The organism is Cognatundibacterium crateris, assembly GCF_010078235.1.
GTDB lineage: Bacteria > Pseudomonadota > Gammaproteobacteria > Burkholderiales > Burkholderiaceae_D > Undibacterium > Undibacterium crateris.
Genome location: NZ_JAABOS010000003.1, coordinates 75,358 through 93,052, shown reverse-complemented (window position 1 = coordinate 93,052; position 17,695 = coordinate 75,358). Strand labels below are relative to the sequence as shown.

The 17,695-nt window shown below is 50.6% G+C and carries 15 protein-coding genes; 5 read left to right on the top strand and 10 right to left on the bottom strand.

Going from position 1 to position 17,695, the window contains the following annotated elements:
- The first annotated feature begins 63 nt into the window (after nucleotides 1–63).
- The gene (locus EYB48_RS06540; protein WP_162019519.1) at nucleotides 64–3,012 is read left to right on the top strand and encodes a VIT domain-containing protein; all 2,949 of its coding nucleotides are present in this window, start codon (nucleotides 64–66) and stop codon (nucleotides 3,010–3,012) included.
- A gap of 199 nt (nucleotides 3,013–3,211) precedes the next feature.
- Here EYB48_RS06540 and EYB48_RS06535 read toward each other — a convergent pair whose 3' ends face one another.
- The 6 genes from EYB48_RS06535 to EYB48_RS06510 form a co-directional block, all read right to left on the bottom strand.
- Nucleotides 3,212–4,297 (bottom strand): serine endopeptidase, encoded by a 1,086-nt coding sequence (locus tag EYB48_RS06535; protein ID WP_202927703.1) that lies wholly within the window; start codon nucleotides 4,295–4,297, stop codon nucleotides 3,212–3,214.
- Between the two features lie 408 nt (nucleotides 4,298–4,705).
- Nucleotides 4,706–5,218 carry a DUF2059 domain-containing protein gene (locus EYB48_RS06530; RefSeq protein WP_162019518.1) on the bottom strand — a complete coding sequence of 171 codons (513 nt, stop codon included), beginning with the start codon at nucleotides 5,216–5,218 and terminating at the stop codon, nucleotides 4,706–4,708.
- A gap of 1,116 nt (nucleotides 5,219–6,334) precedes the next feature.
- Entirely contained in the window at nucleotides 6,335–7,468 is a 1,134-nt protein-coding gene (locus tag EYB48_RS06525; RefSeq protein ID WP_162019517.1) for a hypothetical protein, read from the bottom strand.
- A gap of 16 nt (nucleotides 7,469–7,484) precedes the next feature.
- Nucleotides 7,485–8,699, bottom strand: coding sequence for a BtaA family protein (locus tag EYB48_RS06520; RefSeq protein WP_162019516.1), 1,215 nt, complete (start codon nucleotides 8,697–8,699; stop codon nucleotides 7,485–7,487).
- Between the two features lie 137 nt (nucleotides 8,700–8,836).
- The gene (locus EYB48_RS06515) at nucleotides 8,837–9,208 is read right to left on the bottom strand and encodes a hypothetical protein (RefSeq protein WP_162019515.1); all 372 of its coding nucleotides are present in this window, start codon (nucleotides 9,206–9,208) and stop codon (nucleotides 8,837–8,839) included.
- Between the two features lie 93 nt (nucleotides 9,209–9,301).
- Nucleotides 9,302–9,832 (bottom strand): SRPBCC family protein, encoded by a 531-nt coding sequence (locus EYB48_RS06510; RefSeq protein ID WP_162019514.1) that lies wholly within the window; start codon nucleotides 9,830–9,832, stop codon nucleotides 9,302–9,304.
- Nucleotides 9,833–10,251: 419 nt separating this feature from the next.
- Here EYB48_RS06510 and EYB48_RS06505 point away from each other — a divergent pair, with 419 nt between their 5' ends.
- Entirely contained in the window at nucleotides 10,252–10,533 is a 282-nt protein-coding gene (locus EYB48_RS06505; RefSeq protein ID WP_162019513.1) for a hypothetical protein, read from the top strand.
- A gap of 237 nt (nucleotides 10,534–10,770) precedes the next feature.
- Nucleotides 10,771–12,120, top strand: a complete 1,350-nt coding sequence (locus tag EYB48_RS06500; protein WP_162019512.1) for an NHL repeat-containing protein — start codon at nucleotides 10,771–10,773, stop codon at nucleotides 12,118–12,120.
- Between the two features lie 77 nt (nucleotides 12,121–12,197).
- Here the strand turns inward: EYB48_RS06500 and EYB48_RS06495 are convergent, their stop codons facing one another.
- The 4 genes from EYB48_RS06495 to EYB48_RS06480 all read right to left on the bottom strand — a co-directional run bounded on the left by EYB48_RS06495 (nucleotide 12,198) and on the right by EYB48_RS06480 (nucleotide 14,794).
- The gene (locus tag EYB48_RS06495; protein ID WP_162019511.1) at nucleotides 12,198–12,644 is read right to left on the bottom strand and encodes an FKBP-type peptidyl-prolyl cis-trans isomerase; all 447 of its coding nucleotides are present in this window, start codon (nucleotides 12,642–12,644) and stop codon (nucleotides 12,198–12,200) included.
- A 49-nt stretch (nucleotides 12,645–12,693) separates the two neighbouring features.
- A complete protein-coding gene (locus EYB48_RS06490; protein ID WP_162019510.1) occupies nucleotides 12,694–12,957 on the bottom strand; it encodes a hypothetical protein in 264 nt (87 codons plus the stop codon).
- Nucleotides 12,957–13,697 carry a substrate-binding periplasmic protein gene (locus EYB48_RS06485; RefSeq protein WP_162019509.1) on the bottom strand — a complete coding sequence of 247 codons (741 nt, stop codon included), beginning with the start codon at nucleotides 13,695–13,697 and terminating at the stop codon, nucleotides 12,957–12,959. Before EYB48_RS06485 ends, EYB48_RS06490 begins: the two co-directional genes overlap by 1 nt.
- Before the next feature lie 203 nt (nucleotides 13,698–13,900).
- Entirely contained in the window at nucleotides 13,901–14,794 is an 894-nt protein-coding gene (locus EYB48_RS06480) for a LysR family transcriptional regulator (RefSeq protein WP_162019508.1), read from the bottom strand.
- Between the two features lie 216 nt (nucleotides 14,795–15,010).
- Here EYB48_RS06480 and EYB48_RS06475 point away from each other — a divergent pair, with 216 nt between their 5' ends.
- Both EYB48_RS06475 and EYB48_RS06470 read left to right on the top strand, forming a co-directional pair.
- Nucleotides 15,011–16,507, top strand: coding sequence for a CoA-acylating methylmalonate-semialdehyde dehydrogenase (locus tag EYB48_RS06475; RefSeq protein WP_162019507.1), 1,497 nt, complete (start codon nucleotides 15,011–15,013; stop codon nucleotides 16,505–16,507).
- Between the two features lie 142 nt (nucleotides 16,508–16,649).
- Nucleotides 16,650–17,693 (top strand): NAD(P)H-dependent flavin oxidoreductase, encoded by a 1,044-nt coding sequence (locus EYB48_RS06470; protein ID WP_202927702.1) that lies wholly within the window; start codon nucleotides 16,650–16,652, stop codon nucleotides 17,691–17,693.
- Nucleotides 17,694–17,695 lie beyond the last annotated feature (2 nt).

The window sequence follows — 17,695 nt, the reverse complement described above, 5'->3', positions numbered from 1 at the left end:
CATTGTCAGCGCGGCAGCTGAATTTACCGTTACAGTAAGGTACTTTCATCAAGGATAATGATCATGACCCAGCCGCCCATCCGCCTGAGCATGCTGTTACTGGCAGGCTTGTTTTCCTCACAGCTGAGTGCCCAGATCCAGACACTGCCACCTGATACAAACCGCATCCTGCCGGTTCCTCCGGTATTGCGGATACCCGAAGCGAAAATTCCGGTCAGACTGGACCAAGTCAGCCTGAAAACGCAAATCAGCGGCAGCCAAGCGCGCAGCGTCATAGAACTCAGTTTCTACAACCCGAATGAAAGAGTGCTGGAAGGTCAGCTGGAATTCCCGCTCGCCAACGGACAAACTGTGAGTGGCTTTGCGCTGGATATCGATGGCAAATTACGGCAGGCTGTCGTGGTGGAAAAAGACCGGGGTCAACAAGTATTTGAAGATATCAGCCGCACCCGGGTTGATCCGGCCTTACTGGAGGTGACACGTGGTAATCAATACCGCTTACGCATCTATCCTTTACCAGCAAAAGGCAAGCGTACCGTACAGTTGCAAATAGACCAGACTTTGATACCCAATCAAGCCGGTCAGTATCCATTCCACGCACCCTTACAGTTCGGTATGCTGGCTGGGAAGCTGGATGCGCGCATACAGATTGAAGGAGTCGGTGCACGCCAAATTCAGTTACTCAGCATGCAAAGCGATGTACATAAACTGGATGAAAACAGCCTCAGCGTAATCAGCTGGCAGGCGAAGGATGTGCATCCGCAAAACGGATTGCTGGAATTACTCATCCCGGCAAAAAGCGAAGCTGTAAGCAGCTATACAAGCTTTCAGAACCAACAGTATTTCTACGCTGAAGTCCCAGTGGCACCTGTGAATAGCCCACGTCCTGCTCCTAAAAAAATCCTTATCCTGTGGGATGCCTCCGGCTCCGGGGCCCAGCGCCAGCATGAAAAAGAATTCGCACTACTGGATCAGTATTTGCGTAAGCTGGGTGATGTCGATGTGGAATTGAAATTACTGCGTGACCAGGCAGCAGACGCGCAGCAATTCCAGGTGCGCGGTGGTCAGTGGGATGGCCTGCGTTCCGCCTTACAACAAGTGGTGTATGACGGCGCCAGTAATGCCGCGGCGTATGCAATGCCGGCTGGTAGTCAGCTGGCTTTGTTATTCAGCGACGGCATCATGAACTGGGGTAAAGACAGTCTGCGCCAGGTGCTGGGCTCAGCCCGCATTCCTGTGTATAGCATCGTGGCCAGTTCGCTCAGTGATTTGCCTGCATTACGCGGCATTGCAGAAACCAGCGGAGCACAAGTGCTGGACTTACAGCAAATCACAACGCAGCAAGCCGTACTCGCCTTAAGCACGCAGGCTTTACGCTTGCATAGCATAGTCGGCAATTCGGCCACACAAATCGTCACCGCGTCGGTTTATCCGGAACAGGGACGCTGGCGTATCGCCGGTATCCTGTCCTCGCCACAAGCTGACCTACGGCTGGAGTGGCAGCAGCCTGATGGAAAACGACGCACCAGCGTCGTGAAGCTGGATTCCTCCGCCAAGGCAGTCAACGCTGATATCGCAGCGCGGCGCTGGGCTGAACTACAATTGGCACAATTGATGCAGGATAGCGAAACACAGCGTGCAGCAATACGCCGGCTGGGGCAGCAATTCAACATCCCTACCGCAGAAACCTCACTGATCGTGCTCGATACCGTGGCCGACTATGTGCGTTACGAAATCACTCCACCGGATGAATTACGCGCCAGTTACGACAAATTGCTGGCTCAAAAAACCTCTGCTCAATTGAGAGAACAAACCAATCAGCTGGATCTGGTCAGAACCAGATTTGAAAAAAAAATAGCTTGGTGGGAAAAAGATTTTCCTAAGGATAAACCTGCATTACCTAAGCCGGTTCCCGTTACTGCCACCGGCCTGGCACCCGCGGCGGCAGAACGCGGCATTGCGATGCCACGCGTACTGGCAGCACCGGCACCGGTAGCCATGAGTTTTACCCCGCCACCGGAAGTCAGCGTAGTCGCGGCGAAATCACTCGCCCCGACTACGGCCGGGTCCGGCACGGAAGCAGCGATACAACTGAAAAAATGGGAACCTGACGCGGCCTATTACCGTCGTTTGCAGGCGGCACCCGTGGCCGATATGTATCGCATCTATCTGGATGAAAAACCCAGCTATCAAAATAGCAGTGCATTTTTTCTGGATGTGGCGGATCTGTTCCTGGAGCGCGGTCAAACCGATCTGGGTTTGCGTATCTTATCCAACCTGGCTGAAATGCAAATGGAGAACCGGCAGATCCTGCGTTTGCTGGCTTATAGGCTAATACAAGCCAAACGGCCAGAACTGGCGCTTCCTGTCTTGCAAACCGTATTACGCTTAAGCCCAAACGAGCCGCAGTCCTACCGCGATTTAGGACTGGCTCTGGCAGCAGCAGACCAGCCACAGGCTGCGATTGATCAGCTGTGGCAAGTCGTCAGCCGCCCATGGCATGAACGCTTTGCAGATATAGAACTGATTGCACTGGCCGAACTCAATGCCATCCTGGCTCAGTCAGGCAAGCAAACGCTGGATACCTCGCGCCTGGATAAACGTTTGTTGCGTAATCTTCCGCTGGATATACGTGCGGTCCTGAGCTGGGACGCGGACAATACCGATATCGATTTGTGGGTGACCGACCCGAATGGGGAAAAAACCTATTACGGCCATCCACTCAGTTATCAGGGTGGCAGTTTGTCGCGTGACTTCACCGGCGGCTATGGTCCTGAAGAATTCTCACTGAAGATCGCCAAACCCGGTACTTACCGCGTGGAGACTCAGTTCTTTGGACATAATCAGCAACTGATCGCTGGTGCAATTACCCTGATGCTGCGTTTATCGACGAAGTTTGGTCTGCCCGGTCAGCAAGATCAATACATCACCGTCAGGCTGGACAAACAAAAGGATAAAGTTCTCATCGGTGAATTTGTCGTTCCGGAGCGGACTTTCTCTGCTAACCCTTGAAAACTTTCACTGAAAATCTCATCGCAAAACAAAACGCCAGCATTTAGCTGGCGTTTTGTTTTTACCTTGAAGCTCAGGATGTCAGTCTGCGGTCCAGAGCTTGCGCCATTCAACAGATGGTCTTCCGTTTTCTGTACTACACAGTGCATCGCCAGCTACCGCAATAAATCACAGACTAAGTCCTGTGCAGGGAACAAATTCACACCTGATTTTTACTTTCCTGCGTAACAGTTGCAGCTCTGGGGTGGGCAGCAGCAGCCGATCCACATGCAGGACAATAGGGGAAAAACGCATTATGTCGCAAACCGCATTGGCTACAGACTTCATGCGTTTTCAGGCCACAATGCATGCAATAGTTTAAGACTGCCCCCTCTATACCTGGCATGCCTCGCTCACAACTCGGGCATTGTCCTTTAGCCATAGACTCAAGCGCCTTTTCGTAGCGTATCTCCTGCTTGCGTTCTTCCTGTGGCGCAGTCTGTTCCTGATGTTTTCTTTCCAGATACTGCTGCAGGGCGCGCATTAAGGCTTTTCCACCGAGAAAGGTCAGTATGGCGCCAACCCCATAACGGATATACCCACCAAAGCTGGGCAGATAGGGCACCAGCTCAAAAAAGAAGGCGAATAAGGCAAAAAAGATAAAGCCCCAGGCGAAGGGCCAGTGCTGACTATTACGGTGGCCGCGGAACAACCAGATGGCAGCGCCCAGTAAAGGTGCGACAAATAACAAGCGTATTGCGAATGCTTTCAAGGAGGAGTGATACAACGCCTGCTGATAGGCCTGATAAGCCTGATTGTTGAGTGTTGTGACCTGTTCCTCTAAGGGTTGCAAACGATCACGTTGGGCGTCGATTTTCTTTTGCCATTGTTGCAGTTCGGACGAAATAGCAGTTTGCTTTTTGAGTTGCTCATCCAGTTTTCTGACACGGCTGATCACCTCGGGATTATTTTCCGCCTGCTCAGTGCTACCGCGTGCAGCACGCCAGTTATCAAAACTTTGCTTATCCTTACTGTACTCATCCTGACTACGGAGTAGCCGCTCCTGGCTCAATTCCGCTGATTTCTGCAGTTCAGAAATACTTAGCTCCAGCGGCTGTATTTGCTGTTGTAATTCCTGTGCGCGACGCTGATCAAGAAAGTCACTTTGTTGCGGACTTGTGGATAACAAAGGCAGATCCGCGATCAGGCTGGCGCCGACTTTGATGAGGAAAAACGCAAATAAGAATGCGACTGCCCATTGACCAAACCGGAATAAACGTTCCGGTGCACGCAATTGCTGATACATAGACCCTCCAATGCAGAAATTTCAGAGATATCACTACAGAAAAGCCTTATCTGCAGCTATTTTCATTTCATTTTTCAAAAAATGAAGTGGATCTATTTTGCGCTGACGACACGCAAGTTTGCATTTTTTTTACAAATTGAGCAGGTTTTACACCGCAAGGTAGCAGGTTTGCGCATCGGCAACTGTGGATAATCAGTAACTTACTCACACAAGAAACCGCCAGCAGACTATTTTTTCCAAGCTACCCCCGCTCTTGCTAACCTGAAATACCTCGTGTTGCGAGGCTTAAGTTGGGGATAAGTCTGGATTTACCCCCAGGCTCTTACCTGGAAGAGCCATCTTATTTCTTACTTTTTGCTGCTTAACATAAGATTTCCAGTCTTGTCAGAGCTGAAGACTTGATGCAACTTACTTTTTCTTTTTATCGATTTTTTCGAATTCTTCTTTCAATTCTTGTCTGGCTGATTTGATTTTATCCATCATGGGAATGAGCGTTACCTGTATCTGTTGATTGGTTTTCAGCATGATTTGTGGCATTTTTGTTAAATAGGTTTGCCCAACCGGAGAACGATAAAACGCTATCAAACCGTCAATTTCTTCCTGGCTCAGACTATCCTGGTAAATCCCGATAAACATGGAGACCAATTTGTCCCAGTCCATGGTTTCATTTCGAATACTCAAGACCCTGGCTTTAAATTTTTCAACCGCTTTTTGTTTTTGCAGGTCGGCTGTTTTTCCTGAATCAGCTTCACGGTTGAAGTTCTCCAGCATGTTATCGAGTTGCTTTTCTATCTGTTGAAAAGTTTCTTTACCTTTGGACACGTCCAAAAATTCTTTCACCGATTGCTCAGTCGGCTTCTCTGCATAAGCAGTACCGCTCACCAGCAATAAGCTCAGCGCACAACGTGTCCAAATTTTCATAACTCGCCTTTGAATTCGAATAAGTGTCGGATTCTAAAGGATTTTTTTGAAAAAGGGGAAAGCCGGATTTTGGCGTGTGGATAGCTTTAATATGAATAACTTTGTATAAAAATAGTGATAGTTGTTAACAGGCTGTCTGGTCTGTGGATAACTAAGTAAACATCCACAGAATCAAAACTTTAGCGCATTGATAAACAAGTGCAAAAAGTCTGTATAGAAAGCGGACAAATTCTGTAAAAAAAGTCACTCTTCAAACGAAAACCGCAATTCGCACATTCTATGCAGTGGATATAAGCAGACTTATCCACAAAAAATATTTCCAAAAAACCTTTTTTAGCCACATTTCTAGCTAGCAAATGGACATTTATGCAGTCTGTAGCGAAAAAAAAGTGACTTTTCCACTTGCTAGCCGTTATCGCAGTGCTTCTTTTTTAGCCTGCAATCATCAATCTTTGAGAAAAACGGGTTTGCAATTAAAGCTGTGCAATTTTTATTTAAAAAAATCATTCAAGGATTTATTAAAAACGCTGACATGGATTTTAATTTTTCTTCATCAATCAGTTCCATGCTTGAGTTGCTTGAACAACTTTAGTCAGAAACGCGCTTTTACCTTATTTGGATATTTTCAAATTTGCCTGGATTAGCGACACGGTTTATCCCTCAGGGTTTTTCATTCAGGCCGCGTTTTTGGTTTGAGGCGTATAAATAGAGTCTTTAATTTATATATATATAGTAATAGTTGTTAACGTGGCTAATAAATGTGGATAACTCGCTTTTTACCCACATAGTCAAGCACTTAGCGACTGTATATGTGGGCTGATAAAGCTTGTATAGAAAAAGGACAGATTTGGGATAAAAAAAATTTTTTTCGGCAGAGTTTTGGTTTTCCCCAAACTGTCTTGGGGATATGAGTGCAGTTATGCACAGCAAATTCCGCTTAAAAGATTGTATTTTTGCTGGTTTTTATTTTAATTATTACTCTGGTGAAAGTTGGCAGCACTACCCGGCTCTGGTCTGAGGCCCAGCTTTTTGTAAGGTCTTATTTGTTTTTTTTGTATCAGGGTCACAAACCGCAGGATTGAAAATTTGTAAGATCCTGCGGTTTGAAAAGGGTGATTAGCCAGATTTTTGCTTATCGGCGTAAGACAGAATGGCGGGGGCGCAGCGTTGCAATAAACGGCTGAACAGGTTCAGACTGAGCTTATTCAGTACCGGCAAATGCTGGCTGTAGACTGCAGTATATTCAAGCGCTGGCTGGCCGCCGCGGGCTAGTTTGAACTGGGCTGCGCCTGAGCTGTAATGCAGCTTCATTTGCTTATCTTTGGCTAATTTGAGTAATAAAGCCATTAAACGACGGTAAATTCCTAATTCTTTAGGTAACTGGGTGTCATAACCTATGAGTGGTGTTGTCATCCATCCGCTCTCCGGTTGCGTATACACACCCAGAATTCCTACCCATTTGCCTTGCCAGCGTAGTGCATAGCAGTCCAGAAATTGGGTTTCCAGGCAAAATTCAAAGAAATCATCGCTGAAATCCGGATTCAGACAGGAATGTTTTTCGATAAATAACTGGCGGAATAACTGTCTTAAAGCTGGAATATCTTCACGTTGTAAGGCGCTGGCGGCGACCAGTTCCACTTCCTGGTCTGCAAGCAAGCGGGCATCTTTACGCACATGATTGTGTTGCCATACCGCCGGATCTGCCGGATCACATAAATAGACCTGGCGCGCAGGGATCATTTGCCAGCCTTGCTGCCTGAGCTGATCAAAGAGTTCGGGATGCACCGCCTGGCATAAATTTCGCAATACGATAGGGCGATCCGGGTAATGTTGTTGCGCCTGCCATAAGACTTCAGGCATGGAGGCTTGCAACCATGACGGATACAGGTTGGTGGAAATCAGATGATTTGCCAGGATAGCTGCCTGATCCAGTCTGGCGGCGCGCATCAGTAAGGATATCGGGCCGAGTATTAAGCAGGACGCGGCCTGATACAAAGCCAATTGGCGCGAGCTCAAATGGCGCCTGGCTTCCTGATGGGGATAGCGTAACCAGGCGGAGCGCAGGCTGCTGACATAGCTTTCCTGCCACTGACTTTTGCTCAGATGGCTCACAGGAACCGGATGTCCGTCTATATCCAGCTGTTCTATGGTGCAATGACTGTTTTCCACCCAATGACTGGCGCCGCGTGAACGTGCGGTCATCAGCCATAGGGTGTCAGCCACCATGCGTGGTGGTAAATGGGTAGTCAAGGTGATCTGTACTGATTCAGATTTTTGTATAAAGGTGCATGCCGCCATAAATTGCGGAGCGGTCAGTCGCATACAGTGCGCGGTTGTGCGCAGGATCGGTATGCCATTGCGCCAGTATGTCGGCGGGTAATTGGCGTTCCAGCGGTGAGCTCGAACCACCGGTACGGAAAAGGACCTTGGCACCAGGCGCCGCAGTGCGGTTGACTTCCTGCCACAAAGCACTCAGTTGCTGTTGGTCCATCCAGTCCTGCGCGTCCAGAAACACATAGGCATGCATGGAAGCACGTGGTTGCTGGCGCAGGAAGTCGGTCAGTGTGGTGTGATGCGGATGCAAACGGTCAATATTGCGACGCAGTGAATCAAAATGACTGCGCTGCAGATACATCGGTAATCCGGCTTGTTGCGTCGTATCGTAGCGGCGGCCGAAGGCTTGCTGGGCGAAACAGTTTTCCTGCAGCGGAAAGTCGCAAGCCAGATGGCGCATTCTTTCCTTGAACAGTGCATGCAGACCCTGACTGGCATCGCGCTTCAATTCTTCAAACTGCGAAGGCGGAATACCCAGGCTGTACAGAGCGACCGGTTGCCGCGCTATCCATTTGAACAGACGGGTTTCAAATACCGGTGCGATATGACGTTCAAATAATACAGCCTGTTCCTGCAGAGTTTTTGCCTCCAGCATTTTGCCCAAATCGCCACCCATCATACGCACAAAGAAATGTGCAAAGCCGATGAACTCGCCAAGCAAGCCATGTTGATAGGCTTGTTGCGTAAAGTAGTGATAGCGTGGTTTGCCGCTTAGGGAACGGCTTTCCCAGAATTCGCTCGCATCTTCGTGTAAATGATGGCGGATATGACGTTGATAGCGTTTGAGGTTATCGCTATGGTTGGCATTGCCCAGGAACTGCAGGATTGCATCATAGTCAGGCAAATGTTTGATGGCTTTTTGTTTGATGTCCAGCATCGCCAGATGCGCCGCATTCAGATCGACCGCGTGCACTGCTGCCGGTTCCGCTGACAAATAGGCCAGTGCATTACAGCCACCGGAAGAAATGGTGAGGATATTGGCGCCAGGCGCCAGTTGCAGTGCCGCCAGGTCCGCCTGAGGGTCTTCCCAGATTTGGGCGTAGACCAGGCGACTGAACCAATGTGCAAACAGCCGGTCTGCCAGACCTTTACTGCCGGCAGTGGTGGAATTGAAAACGGCGCTGTCGATCAAGGCTTTGCTGGACATACTGGTCTCCCTCTGTCTTGTTGGTGAAAAACACTTTAGGAGGCAGAGGTGACAGCTTGGTGACAGCTAAATGACAATTTGGTGAAGTTTTGAAACCAGGCTTTGATACATCTCTTCCCTGGCGCTGCATAGCAAGCTCAGGTATCTGCGTGGCGGGTACTCAGACGGCGGCGACGTCGTTGTATGAACAGATATAACTGATAAGCAAAATAAGAGGAGGCCAGTACCGGCATAGACGCCACCAGTATCCACAGGATGCCAGACAAAGGAACCGGACCACCCCAGACATCTTTCGCGGTCACGGGACGGGAAGCTTTGGCAGGTTCTGGTTCAGGCATTTGCGGGGTATCGATGGCGACTGCAGAACCCGGCTTAGGCAAATCTTCAGGTGCTACCACAAACACGCTGGTGGAGGTGGCGGGTGTTACCGGAGCAGAGGCCGGCTGTGCTGCGCTGGCTGTGGATAACAGCAAAGGAAAAGCCAATAGCAGGGCGAACTTCAATTTCATGTGGGGATCGCAAACAGGGTTAATCAAATGGGAAATCGGAGTAGAAAAGTGGTGCCGCTCACAACAGGACAGCGAAGCGCGCGGCGCGCTAAATCACTTATGTTCCACGTGTTTTTTCAGGTTTGCCAAACCAGCCGCGAAATCCGGACCCAGCATTTTATCCATAAACGGAGTAAATAGCTTCATCAGTAATTGCCCTTCATTATTGCCTTGCATTTCCCAGGTCAGCTTGCTTCCTCCTGTTTGTGCTTCCAGCAACAGCGATCCGGCAGAGGGCGGACCCATGCCTTCGAATTGCAGCTCATAACGCAGCAGCCGTGCGGGCTGCGCCTCGGTAAAGCGCATACTGCCGTTGCCCTGAGTCCGGCTTTGCCATTGCCATACCGCCCCGGTTCCGCTGGCCGGACCAGAATACTGGATCTGCATGGCCGGATCGCGTTGATTCCAGACTGACCAGTCTTTCCAGGCCTTAGGCGCTGCCAGATAGGGATAAATCTGTTCCGGTGTCGCCTGAATTTGTATGCTGCGTGTGACGGTGTAGCGGTCTGGCTGCATCCAGGCAAACACCAGCGCCAGCAAAATGAGAATCACAATACTGAGATACAAACCACGGATAATACGCATCGCCGTCTCCTTGTTTTGGTGGGTAAATCATCTCACTACACCATGTGGATAAGTTTGTGCATTACTTTGTTGCTGAGAATACGCCTTGCTTGTCAGCGCCAGACTCACAGGGGTCAAACCCACGATCGCTCAGGAGAGTAAGCCAGCATACGGCTATCTTACTCTTGCCAAGACTTTTTCTTACTCATTCATGATATATGCCGTCAGCTTACTCATCATTGTTTTGTATAGATCAGTTTTATACGATGCTTTTACGCAACCATTTTTTTTCATTTTATGAAACAAAATTTGTAACAAAAACATCAACTGTTTGAATTTATGTTATTTTATTAACATATTAAATATTCTGAACTGATGTACAGGCTTTAAGGCGGTTTGTCGCTCAAGCTGGTAACAATTTGGCATCAGGACACAAATTAATGAAACAGGAGGCATTCGTGTCTGGACTGATACTTTTTGGACTATCGCTGCTGGTACTGTTGTTATTTGCCTGGGCCCATGTACGGCATTCGCGTCGCTTAATGAATTATGCGTTTGCTGCTATGGTAGCCACCAGCCTGGTAGGTTGGTACACCTTTATTTTCCCCGAGGGTCTGCAACCCTTATTTTTTATCGGCACACTGCTGACAGTGGCTGCAATTTCATTCTTTTTCTACGCGGTCTATACCTACGATACCGTGTTGGATAAAGTCACTGAATAATCGACTGCTCTGTCCACGGATGTTTAACGCCGCTGCGGGTGTCGTGTGCTTATTCGGAAGCCTTGTTTTTGTGTTGATTCCGGGTATTCGTCAATTCTTAAAGTTTATATAATTATCTGAGTTTTGAAAGTAAAGCTTTCAGAACCGGGTCGTCGGTTGATTACTGCTGTTTCCAATTTCCGCCAGACTCAGATAACTTATCCGCCTGTACTCAGGCAAAAAAATAAAAGGGAAAAGATGTTTAAGAAATTGAATGGTGCGACCATGCTGGCGATTGCTGCTTTACTCAGTGCTTGCGGCGGTGGTGGTGGCGGCACTGATGGCGGTAGCGCCAATAGCGGTGGCGCGGCGACTGCCAGTTTTTCTATTGGTGGCACAGTGTCCGGACTGGCAGCCGGAAAACAAGTGGTTTTACAAAATAACGCAGGAGACAGCCTGACTGTGAGCGCAAATGCAGCGTTCACTTTTGCTGGTAAGTTAAATCAAAACGCAAGTTATGCAGTCACGGTCGCAACCCAACCTGTTGCGCAAACCTGCACGGTTTCCAATGGAACCGGTAGCAATGTCGTGGCGAATATCAGTAATGTGGCCGTCAACTGCGTGACGGATATTGCGGGTGTTGTTGCTACCTTAGCTGGCGGCGCTTGGGGGGCGGTTGATGGCACTGGTACAGCAGCGGGTTTTGATAATCCGGTTGGAATTGCGACTGACGGCAGCAATGTGTATGTGTCCGATATGTTCAGTTCCACGATACGTAAAATAGCGATTTCCACTGGTGCTGTGACTACGCTGGCAGGTAAAGCATACGCATCAGGCAGTACTGACGGGATCGGTGTGGCTGCGCGGTTTGATTACCCTAAGGGTCTCTATGCCGATGGAGCGAATTTGTATGTAACGAGTAATGCCACAGTACGCAAGATAGTGATGGCAACGGGGGCTGTGACGACCTTGGCTGGAAAGTACATGACTTTTGGAAATACCGACGGTACCGGTAGCACGGCGCTATTTAATAATCCCTGGGGTATTACCGGTGATGGTGTGAACCTGTACGTGACAGATTTGGGAAGCCATACGATACGTAAGATCGTGATTGCGACCGGTGAAGTGACGACACTGGTTGGTAGAGCGGGTTTATCAGGTAGTAATGATGGCTATGGTGTGGCTGCATTGTTCAAAGAACCCTGGGGCATCACGACAGATAAGTCCAGCTTGTATGTGACTGATTCTGCGAATCAGACTATCCGTAAAATCGTGCTTGCGACAACGGAAGTGACGACGCTGGCTGGCAAGCCTGGCGTTGTTGGGAATAGTAATGGCACAGGCGCTGCGGCCAGCTTCAAGTCGCCAATAGGCATTGCGACGGATGGCACGAATTTGTTTGTATCCGACTCAGACAATCATACCCTGCGCAAAATCGTGATTGCGACTGGCGCAGTGAGCACCCTGGCGGGTACTGCAGGCAGCTTAGGCAGTTCGGATGGCAGCGGTGCCGCGGCACGGTTCTATTATCCTTTCGGTGTCGCGACGGATGGCAGCAGTCTGTATGTCGCAGACCGTGGTTATCACCTGATACGCAAGATACGTTAATCAGTGCGAACCTGATTTCGATGTGAAAACGCCCCACTCATCTGAGCGGGGCGTTGCTTTTTCTGGCCAGGGAATAATCAGCGCACATCCAGCAATTCAATATCAAAAATCAGCGTCGAGTGGGGCGGTATCATGGCACCAGCACCGCGTGCGCCATAGGCCATTTCTGAGGGCACGATCAGGGTACGTTTGCCACCTACCTTCATGCCGACCACGCCCTGATCCCAGCCTTTGATGACTTTACCTGCGCCGACCGGGAAGCTGAACACACCGCGTCCGACTGAGCTGTCGAACTGGGTGCCACGTTCTCTGGGGGCGAAGGAGTCATAAATCCAGCCGGTATAGTGCACCACGGCGATATTGCCAGACTGCAGTTCTTTACCGCTGCCGGTTTTCACATCCAGTTTTTGTAAACCGTTGTTGATAATGCTGCTTTCTTCTGCGCTGGCGCTGGTTTGTGCCTGCGCCGGTAAGGCGCTGATGGCCAACAGACTAAGTAAAGCGGCTAACAATCTGGATCGCATGGGTTTTCCTTATAGTGAACAATAACAATGAGACAGGAATAATAAAGGCTCAGGATTTCGCCTGGCGGATTTTTTCTTCGAACGCGAGGTCCAGCTTACTGGCTTTTTTGGCAGGGGCTTTCATGATCGCATTGACGCAGGCGACGAAGGCATCCATTTCCAGTGCTTCGCTGGCAGTGACGGTTTTACCGTCGGCATCTTTACGGGTCAGGAAAAAACGGCCATCGGCCATACTGACCATGGAATACGTTGCATCCTGGCTGCGTTCTTTCAGCCTTTGTACGGCGTGACTTGCTTTGGTACTACGTGCCATTAGCGGATTCCATATTTACGCAGGATTTTATCGGTGGTGCCGTCATTATCGAGCTCTTTATTGAGCTTGTTAAACAATTCTATGCGTTGCTTATCCATAGACAAATGGCACAGCATATTGAGCTCGATATGTTTATAGCGTGTCGCTTTCACGATATCACTAGCATAGCCTTGTTGCTGGGCGATATACAAGCCATGCAATTCCGAGACGATCCAGTAATCGATACGGTTGTTGAGCAGTAAGCGGGGGTTGTCTTCGTCCTGACCTGCAAATAGTATGTTATATCCCTGCTCGGCCAGTTGCAGCCCAGTCGCGGCGTTTTTGTAGGAACCTATGGCATATGGCTTTGCATCTTCAAAGCGTTTCAGCACACGGCTGTCATTTTTTCTGCCGTACAAGACCCAGTGATCGGTGGCCAGTGGGCCTACCCACTGAAAATGTTTTTCTCTTTCCGGCGTGCGGCGGAAAGCAAACAGACAGGCGTTTTCTTCATTCTGTGCGGCATACAGGCCACGTGCTAATGAGGTGCTGGTCAGACTGGGACTTTCACCCGCACGCTTCATGATTTCCTGTACTTTTTCTGTCACATAGCCACGGATTTCACCGGTTTTAGCATCTGTATGGGTGAAAGGCGCGAATTCCTGGATGTAGAGCCGTATGCTGGGTGTCTGTGCATCAGCAGACTGGACAGACAGAGCGAAAAGTAAGGGAAGTGCAGCAAGTACCGGAAATTTCAACACGTTAGACTTTCTTGTTTTACTGCGACGTTCGCGCCTGTGCGGCCACGCCGGACTGTTGCATGTTGTCTGTCTGCGCCTGGGAATGGCGCCTGACAGTTGGCAGTCTGCTATTGTAGTGGAAAAAAAATCCTTAGAACAAGCTTATGTTTGAGGAACATCGCTCTTTTTGCTGCGATGTGCGGTTTTCCAAATGCTGAGCATGCTTAGCTCTCTAACTGCCAGCATTGTCCGATCAGCGTAAAGCTGGCCGCGATCATCGCTTCGTGTTGCCGCTTCGCGCAGCAGACGAAGCTTAATTCGCTGTTGACGCTGACCGCATCGGCAATCACCAGGCCATGCGCATGGGCTTCTCGGATCGCAATGGAATCGCGGATCAGGCTCAGACCGACGCCGGATTTCACCAGATCCAGCATAGAGGGTTCCTGATCGACCAGCGCGACCTGACGCGGCTGTTGTCCACAGGCCGCAAATATCGGTGTCAGTAAGCGGTGGTGCGCGGATTCCGGGGGCGTCCAGATCCACGGTAACTGCGCTAACTGTTCCCAGGATTTACCGTGTACCCGGCTTTGCCATCCACTGGGCGCGACCACGCGGTAGGTGAACGGGGTCAGGCTGATACTGTGTAAGGGATTTTTCGCATCTTGCGGCACCTGGCCCAGATAAAAGCCCACATCCAGATCGCCTTGCCGCACTTGTTGCAATACCGAGCCCGACATACCCTGGCGCAGTTTGGTGGACAGTTGTGGATAAGTCTCCATCAAACGCTTCAGAAACAGACCCAGACGGGTAAATTCCGGATCAAGTATCGTCCCTATCGCCAGTTCGCCCGAGATGGTGGAATGCAGGGAGGCAAACGCCTGCCGGAATTCTGCAGTCGCCGCCAGTACCCGTTCCGCATAGGGCAGCAGTTTTGCGCCATCATTGGTCAATACCATCCCGCCTGCACTGCGGCTGAATAACTGCAGGCTCAGATTTTCCTGCAGGGCTTTGAGCTGCAAGCTGACGGCGGGTTGGGTCAGATGCAGACGTTCAGCTGCGCGGGTCAGATTGCCTTCGCGCGCGACCATCACAAAAGCGCGTAGCTGGGTGAAATCCATGATCGTTACCTGGCTGGAGTAAGTGGTGAAAAAGCAATTATAAGGAAGTCTTATATTGTGCTTGATAATAACTCATTAGATTTCCACACGCGATATGTTTAGGCTACGCGGTAATCGTTTCAGAGCAAAGGCAAAACAGAGAACAGCGAGCTACAGCGCCGTTGGATGCCAGTGCCAGTGTTCGCACCCAATTCACCCAACCAGGATAACTAAGAGATGAGCAGCATCATTCAACATTTTATCGATGGACAGATCGTGGAGTCCGCCAGTGGCCGTCGTCAGGATGTCACCAATCCCGCTACCGGTCAGGTGGTGGCGCAGGTGGCGTTAGCCAGCGTGGACGAAGTACAGCGTGCAGTAGCTGCCGCCAGTGCTGCTGCACCAGGCTGGGCAGAGACCGCACCGCTGAAGCGCGCACGTGTGATGTTTAAGTTTAAGGAACTGCTGGAACAGCATCACCAGACCATCGCAGCCATGATCACGCGCGAACATGGCAAGGTATTGTCGGATGCGATGGGTGAAGTTACACGCGGCATAGAAATTGTGGAATTCGCCTGTGGTATCCCGGCTTTGCTCAAGACCCAGTTTTCCGACAATATCGGCGGCGGCATCGATAACTACAACCTGCGCCAGCCGCTGGGTGTCACAGCGGGGATTACGCCGTTTAATTTTCCATTCATGGTCCCGATGTGGATGGCCCCACTGGCGATTGCGACTGGAAATCCTTTCATACTCAAGCCTTCCGAACGTGATCCTTCCTGTTCGCTGTTCATCGCTGAATTATTCCGTCAGGCTGGTTTGCCGGATGGGGTGTTTAACGTAGTTCAGGGCGATAAGCTGGCGGTTGATGCGTTGTTGCAGCATCCTGATGTCGCGGCGATTTCCTTCGTCGGATCGACCCCGATTGCAGAATATATATTCACGGAAGGTACACGCCTGGGTAAGCGCGTACAGGCGCTCGGTGGTGCAAAAAATCACTTAGTGGTGATGCCGGATGCGAATCTGGAGCAGGCAGTCGATGCGCTGATGGGTGCAGCCTATGGCTCAGCGGGCGAGCGCTGCATGGCGATTTCAGTCGCAGTTGCTGTCGGTGATATTGCCGATGCCTTGGTCGAAGCTTTAGTGCCGCGGGTACAGGCATTGAAAATCAAAAATGGCATGGAAGCCGATGCAGAAATGGGGCCGGTAGTGAGCGCAGCTCACAAAGAAAAAATCGTAGGCTATATCGATGAGGGCGTGGCGGCTGGCGCTGCTTTACTGGTGGATGGCCGTCAGTACAGCGTGCCGGGTCATGAAGGCGGCTACTTCCTGGGCGGTAGCTTATTCGATCATGTGCAGGAAGGCATGCGCATACACCGTGAAGAAATTTTTGGTCCGGTTTTGTGTGTGATACGCGTACCTGATTTCGCCAGCGCAGTGGCTTTAATTAATCGTCATGAATTTGGAAACGGCGTTTCTTTGTTTACTGCAGACGGCAATACTGCACGCGAATTTTCACGCCGCATCCAGGTCGGCATGGTCGGTATTAATGTGCCGATTCCGGTGCCTATGGCCTGGCATTCTTTTGGTGGCTGGAAGCGTTCTCTGTTTGGTGACATGCATGCGTATGGTGAAGAAGGAATACGCTTTTATACGCGCTATAAATCCATCATGCAGCGCTGGCCGGAAAGCATAGGAAAAGGTGCCGAGTTCACGATGCCGGTCGCGAAATAAAACACATAAGGGAGATATTTCGGTTTGCTCACAGGTCAGGATTTTTAATGCGGTAAAAGATGAAATTGCGCATACAATTCATTGCGTTGTGTCATCTTTTTCTGAGTCCAGTTCAAACCGAAAAAAATAATCAGGAGACCTTATGCCTTCCATGCAGCAGCTTTTTCCTTTACCGATTATTCAGGCGCCGATGGCGGGTGGTGCCACCACCCCTGAGCTGGTGGCGGCCGTATCTCAGGCCGGTGGCCTGGGTTCGCTGGCCGCGCCTTTGCTGGCGCCGCTGGCGATTATTGAGCAGGCTGAGCATATTCGTCGTCTGACCGATAAGCCGTTTGCCATCAATTTGTTTGTGCAACCACGTCCACAAATTGATTTCGCCGCGCTGGAAGCGGCCAAGGTCTTGTTGCAGCCAGTCTGTGCTGAACTGGGGATGGAAAATCTGCCGACGCCAACCCGTTGGTGTGAGGATTTCGACGCTCAGCTCGATGCGCTGATTACGGCGCGTCCGGCGGTTGCCAGTTTCACCTTTGATGTCTTGCATGGCGCGCAGCTGCAGCGCTTGCAAGCTGCCGGTATCCGCGTGATCGGTACCGCCACCAATGTGGCTGAAGCCATCGTCTGGCAAGCCATGGGCGCGGATGCGATTTGTTTACAAGGCACGGAAGCAGGTGGTCATCGTGGCACCTTTATCGGTGCGCAGCAAGACGCGCGGCTGGGCGTGATGGAATTGCTGGCAGCCTGTCGTCCGCTGATACAAACGCCCTTGATCGCGGCGGGCGGCATCATGGACGGTGCTGGCATTGCCGCTGCGCTGGCGGCGGGTGCGCACTGGGTACAGATGGGTACGGCTTTTTTGTGCTGCCATGAATCCGGTGTGTCCGCGCTGTACAAAGAGATGCTGCTCAAAGCCAAAGGCGACAGCACCCGTCAGACCCGCGCATTTTCTGGACGGCTGGCACGCGGACTGGATAACCGTTTCATGCAGATCATGGCCAATGTCGCCGATCAGGTGCCCGCCTATCCTGTCCAGAATGCCTTGACCGGTGCGATCCGCAGTGTGGCCGCTAAGCAGCAACTGCCGGACATGATGTCGCTTTGGTGTGGACAGGGCGTGTCGCGTAGCCGTGCCCTGAGTGTGGCAGAACTGATGCAGGTGTTAATGAACGAAGTGCAGGCAGCATCATGAAA

Excerpts from the sequence above, each read along its gene's own strand:
- EYB48_RS06540 (WP_162019519.1), top strand. The coding sequence starts at position 64 with ATGACCCAGCCGCCCATCCGCCTGAGCATGCTGTTACTGGCAGGCTTG.
- EYB48_RS06535 (WP_202927703.1), bottom strand. The coding sequence starts at position 4,297 with ATGTATCAGCAATTGCGTGCACCGGAACGTTTATTCCGGTTTGGTCAA.
- EYB48_RS06530 (WP_162019518.1), bottom strand. The coding sequence starts at position 5,218 with ATGAAAATTTGGACACGTTGTGCGCTGAGCTTATTGCTGGTGAGCGGT.
- EYB48_RS06520 (WP_162019516.1), bottom strand. The coding sequence starts at position 8,699 with ATGTCCAGCAAAGCCTTGATCGACAGCGCCGTTTTCAATTCCACCACT.
- EYB48_RS06515 (WP_162019515.1), bottom strand. The coding sequence starts at position 9,208 with ATGAAATTGAAGTTCGCCCTGCTATTGGCTTTTCCTTTGCTGTTATCC.
- EYB48_RS06510 (WP_162019514.1), bottom strand. The coding sequence starts at position 9,832 with ATGCGTATTATCCGTGGTTTGTATCTCAGTATTGTGATTCTCATTTTG.
- EYB48_RS06505 (WP_162019513.1), top strand. The coding sequence starts at position 10,252 with ATGAAACAGGAGGCATTCGTGTCTGGACTGATACTTTTTGGACTATCG.
- EYB48_RS06500 (WP_162019512.1), top strand. The coding sequence starts at position 10,771 with ATGTTTAAGAAATTGAATGGTGCGACCATGCTGGCGATTGCTGCTTTA.
- EYB48_RS06495 (WP_162019511.1), bottom strand. The coding sequence starts at position 12,644 with ATGCGATCCAGATTGTTAGCCGCTTTACTTAGTCTGTTGGCCATCAGC.
- EYB48_RS06490 (WP_162019510.1), bottom strand. The coding sequence starts at position 12,957 with ATGGCACGTAGTACCAAAGCAAGTCACGCCGTACAAAGGCTGAAAGAA.
- EYB48_RS06480 (WP_162019508.1), bottom strand. The coding sequence starts at position 14,794 with ATGGATTTCACCCAGCTACGCGCTTTTGTGATGGTCGCGCGCGAAGGC.
- EYB48_RS06475 (WP_162019507.1), top strand. The coding sequence starts at position 15,011 with ATGAGCAGCATCATTCAACATTTTATCGATGGACAGATCGTGGAGTCC.
- EYB48_RS06470 (WP_202927702.1), top strand. The coding sequence starts at position 16,650 with ATGCCTTCCATGCAGCAGCTTTTTCCTTTACCGATTATTCAGGCGCCG.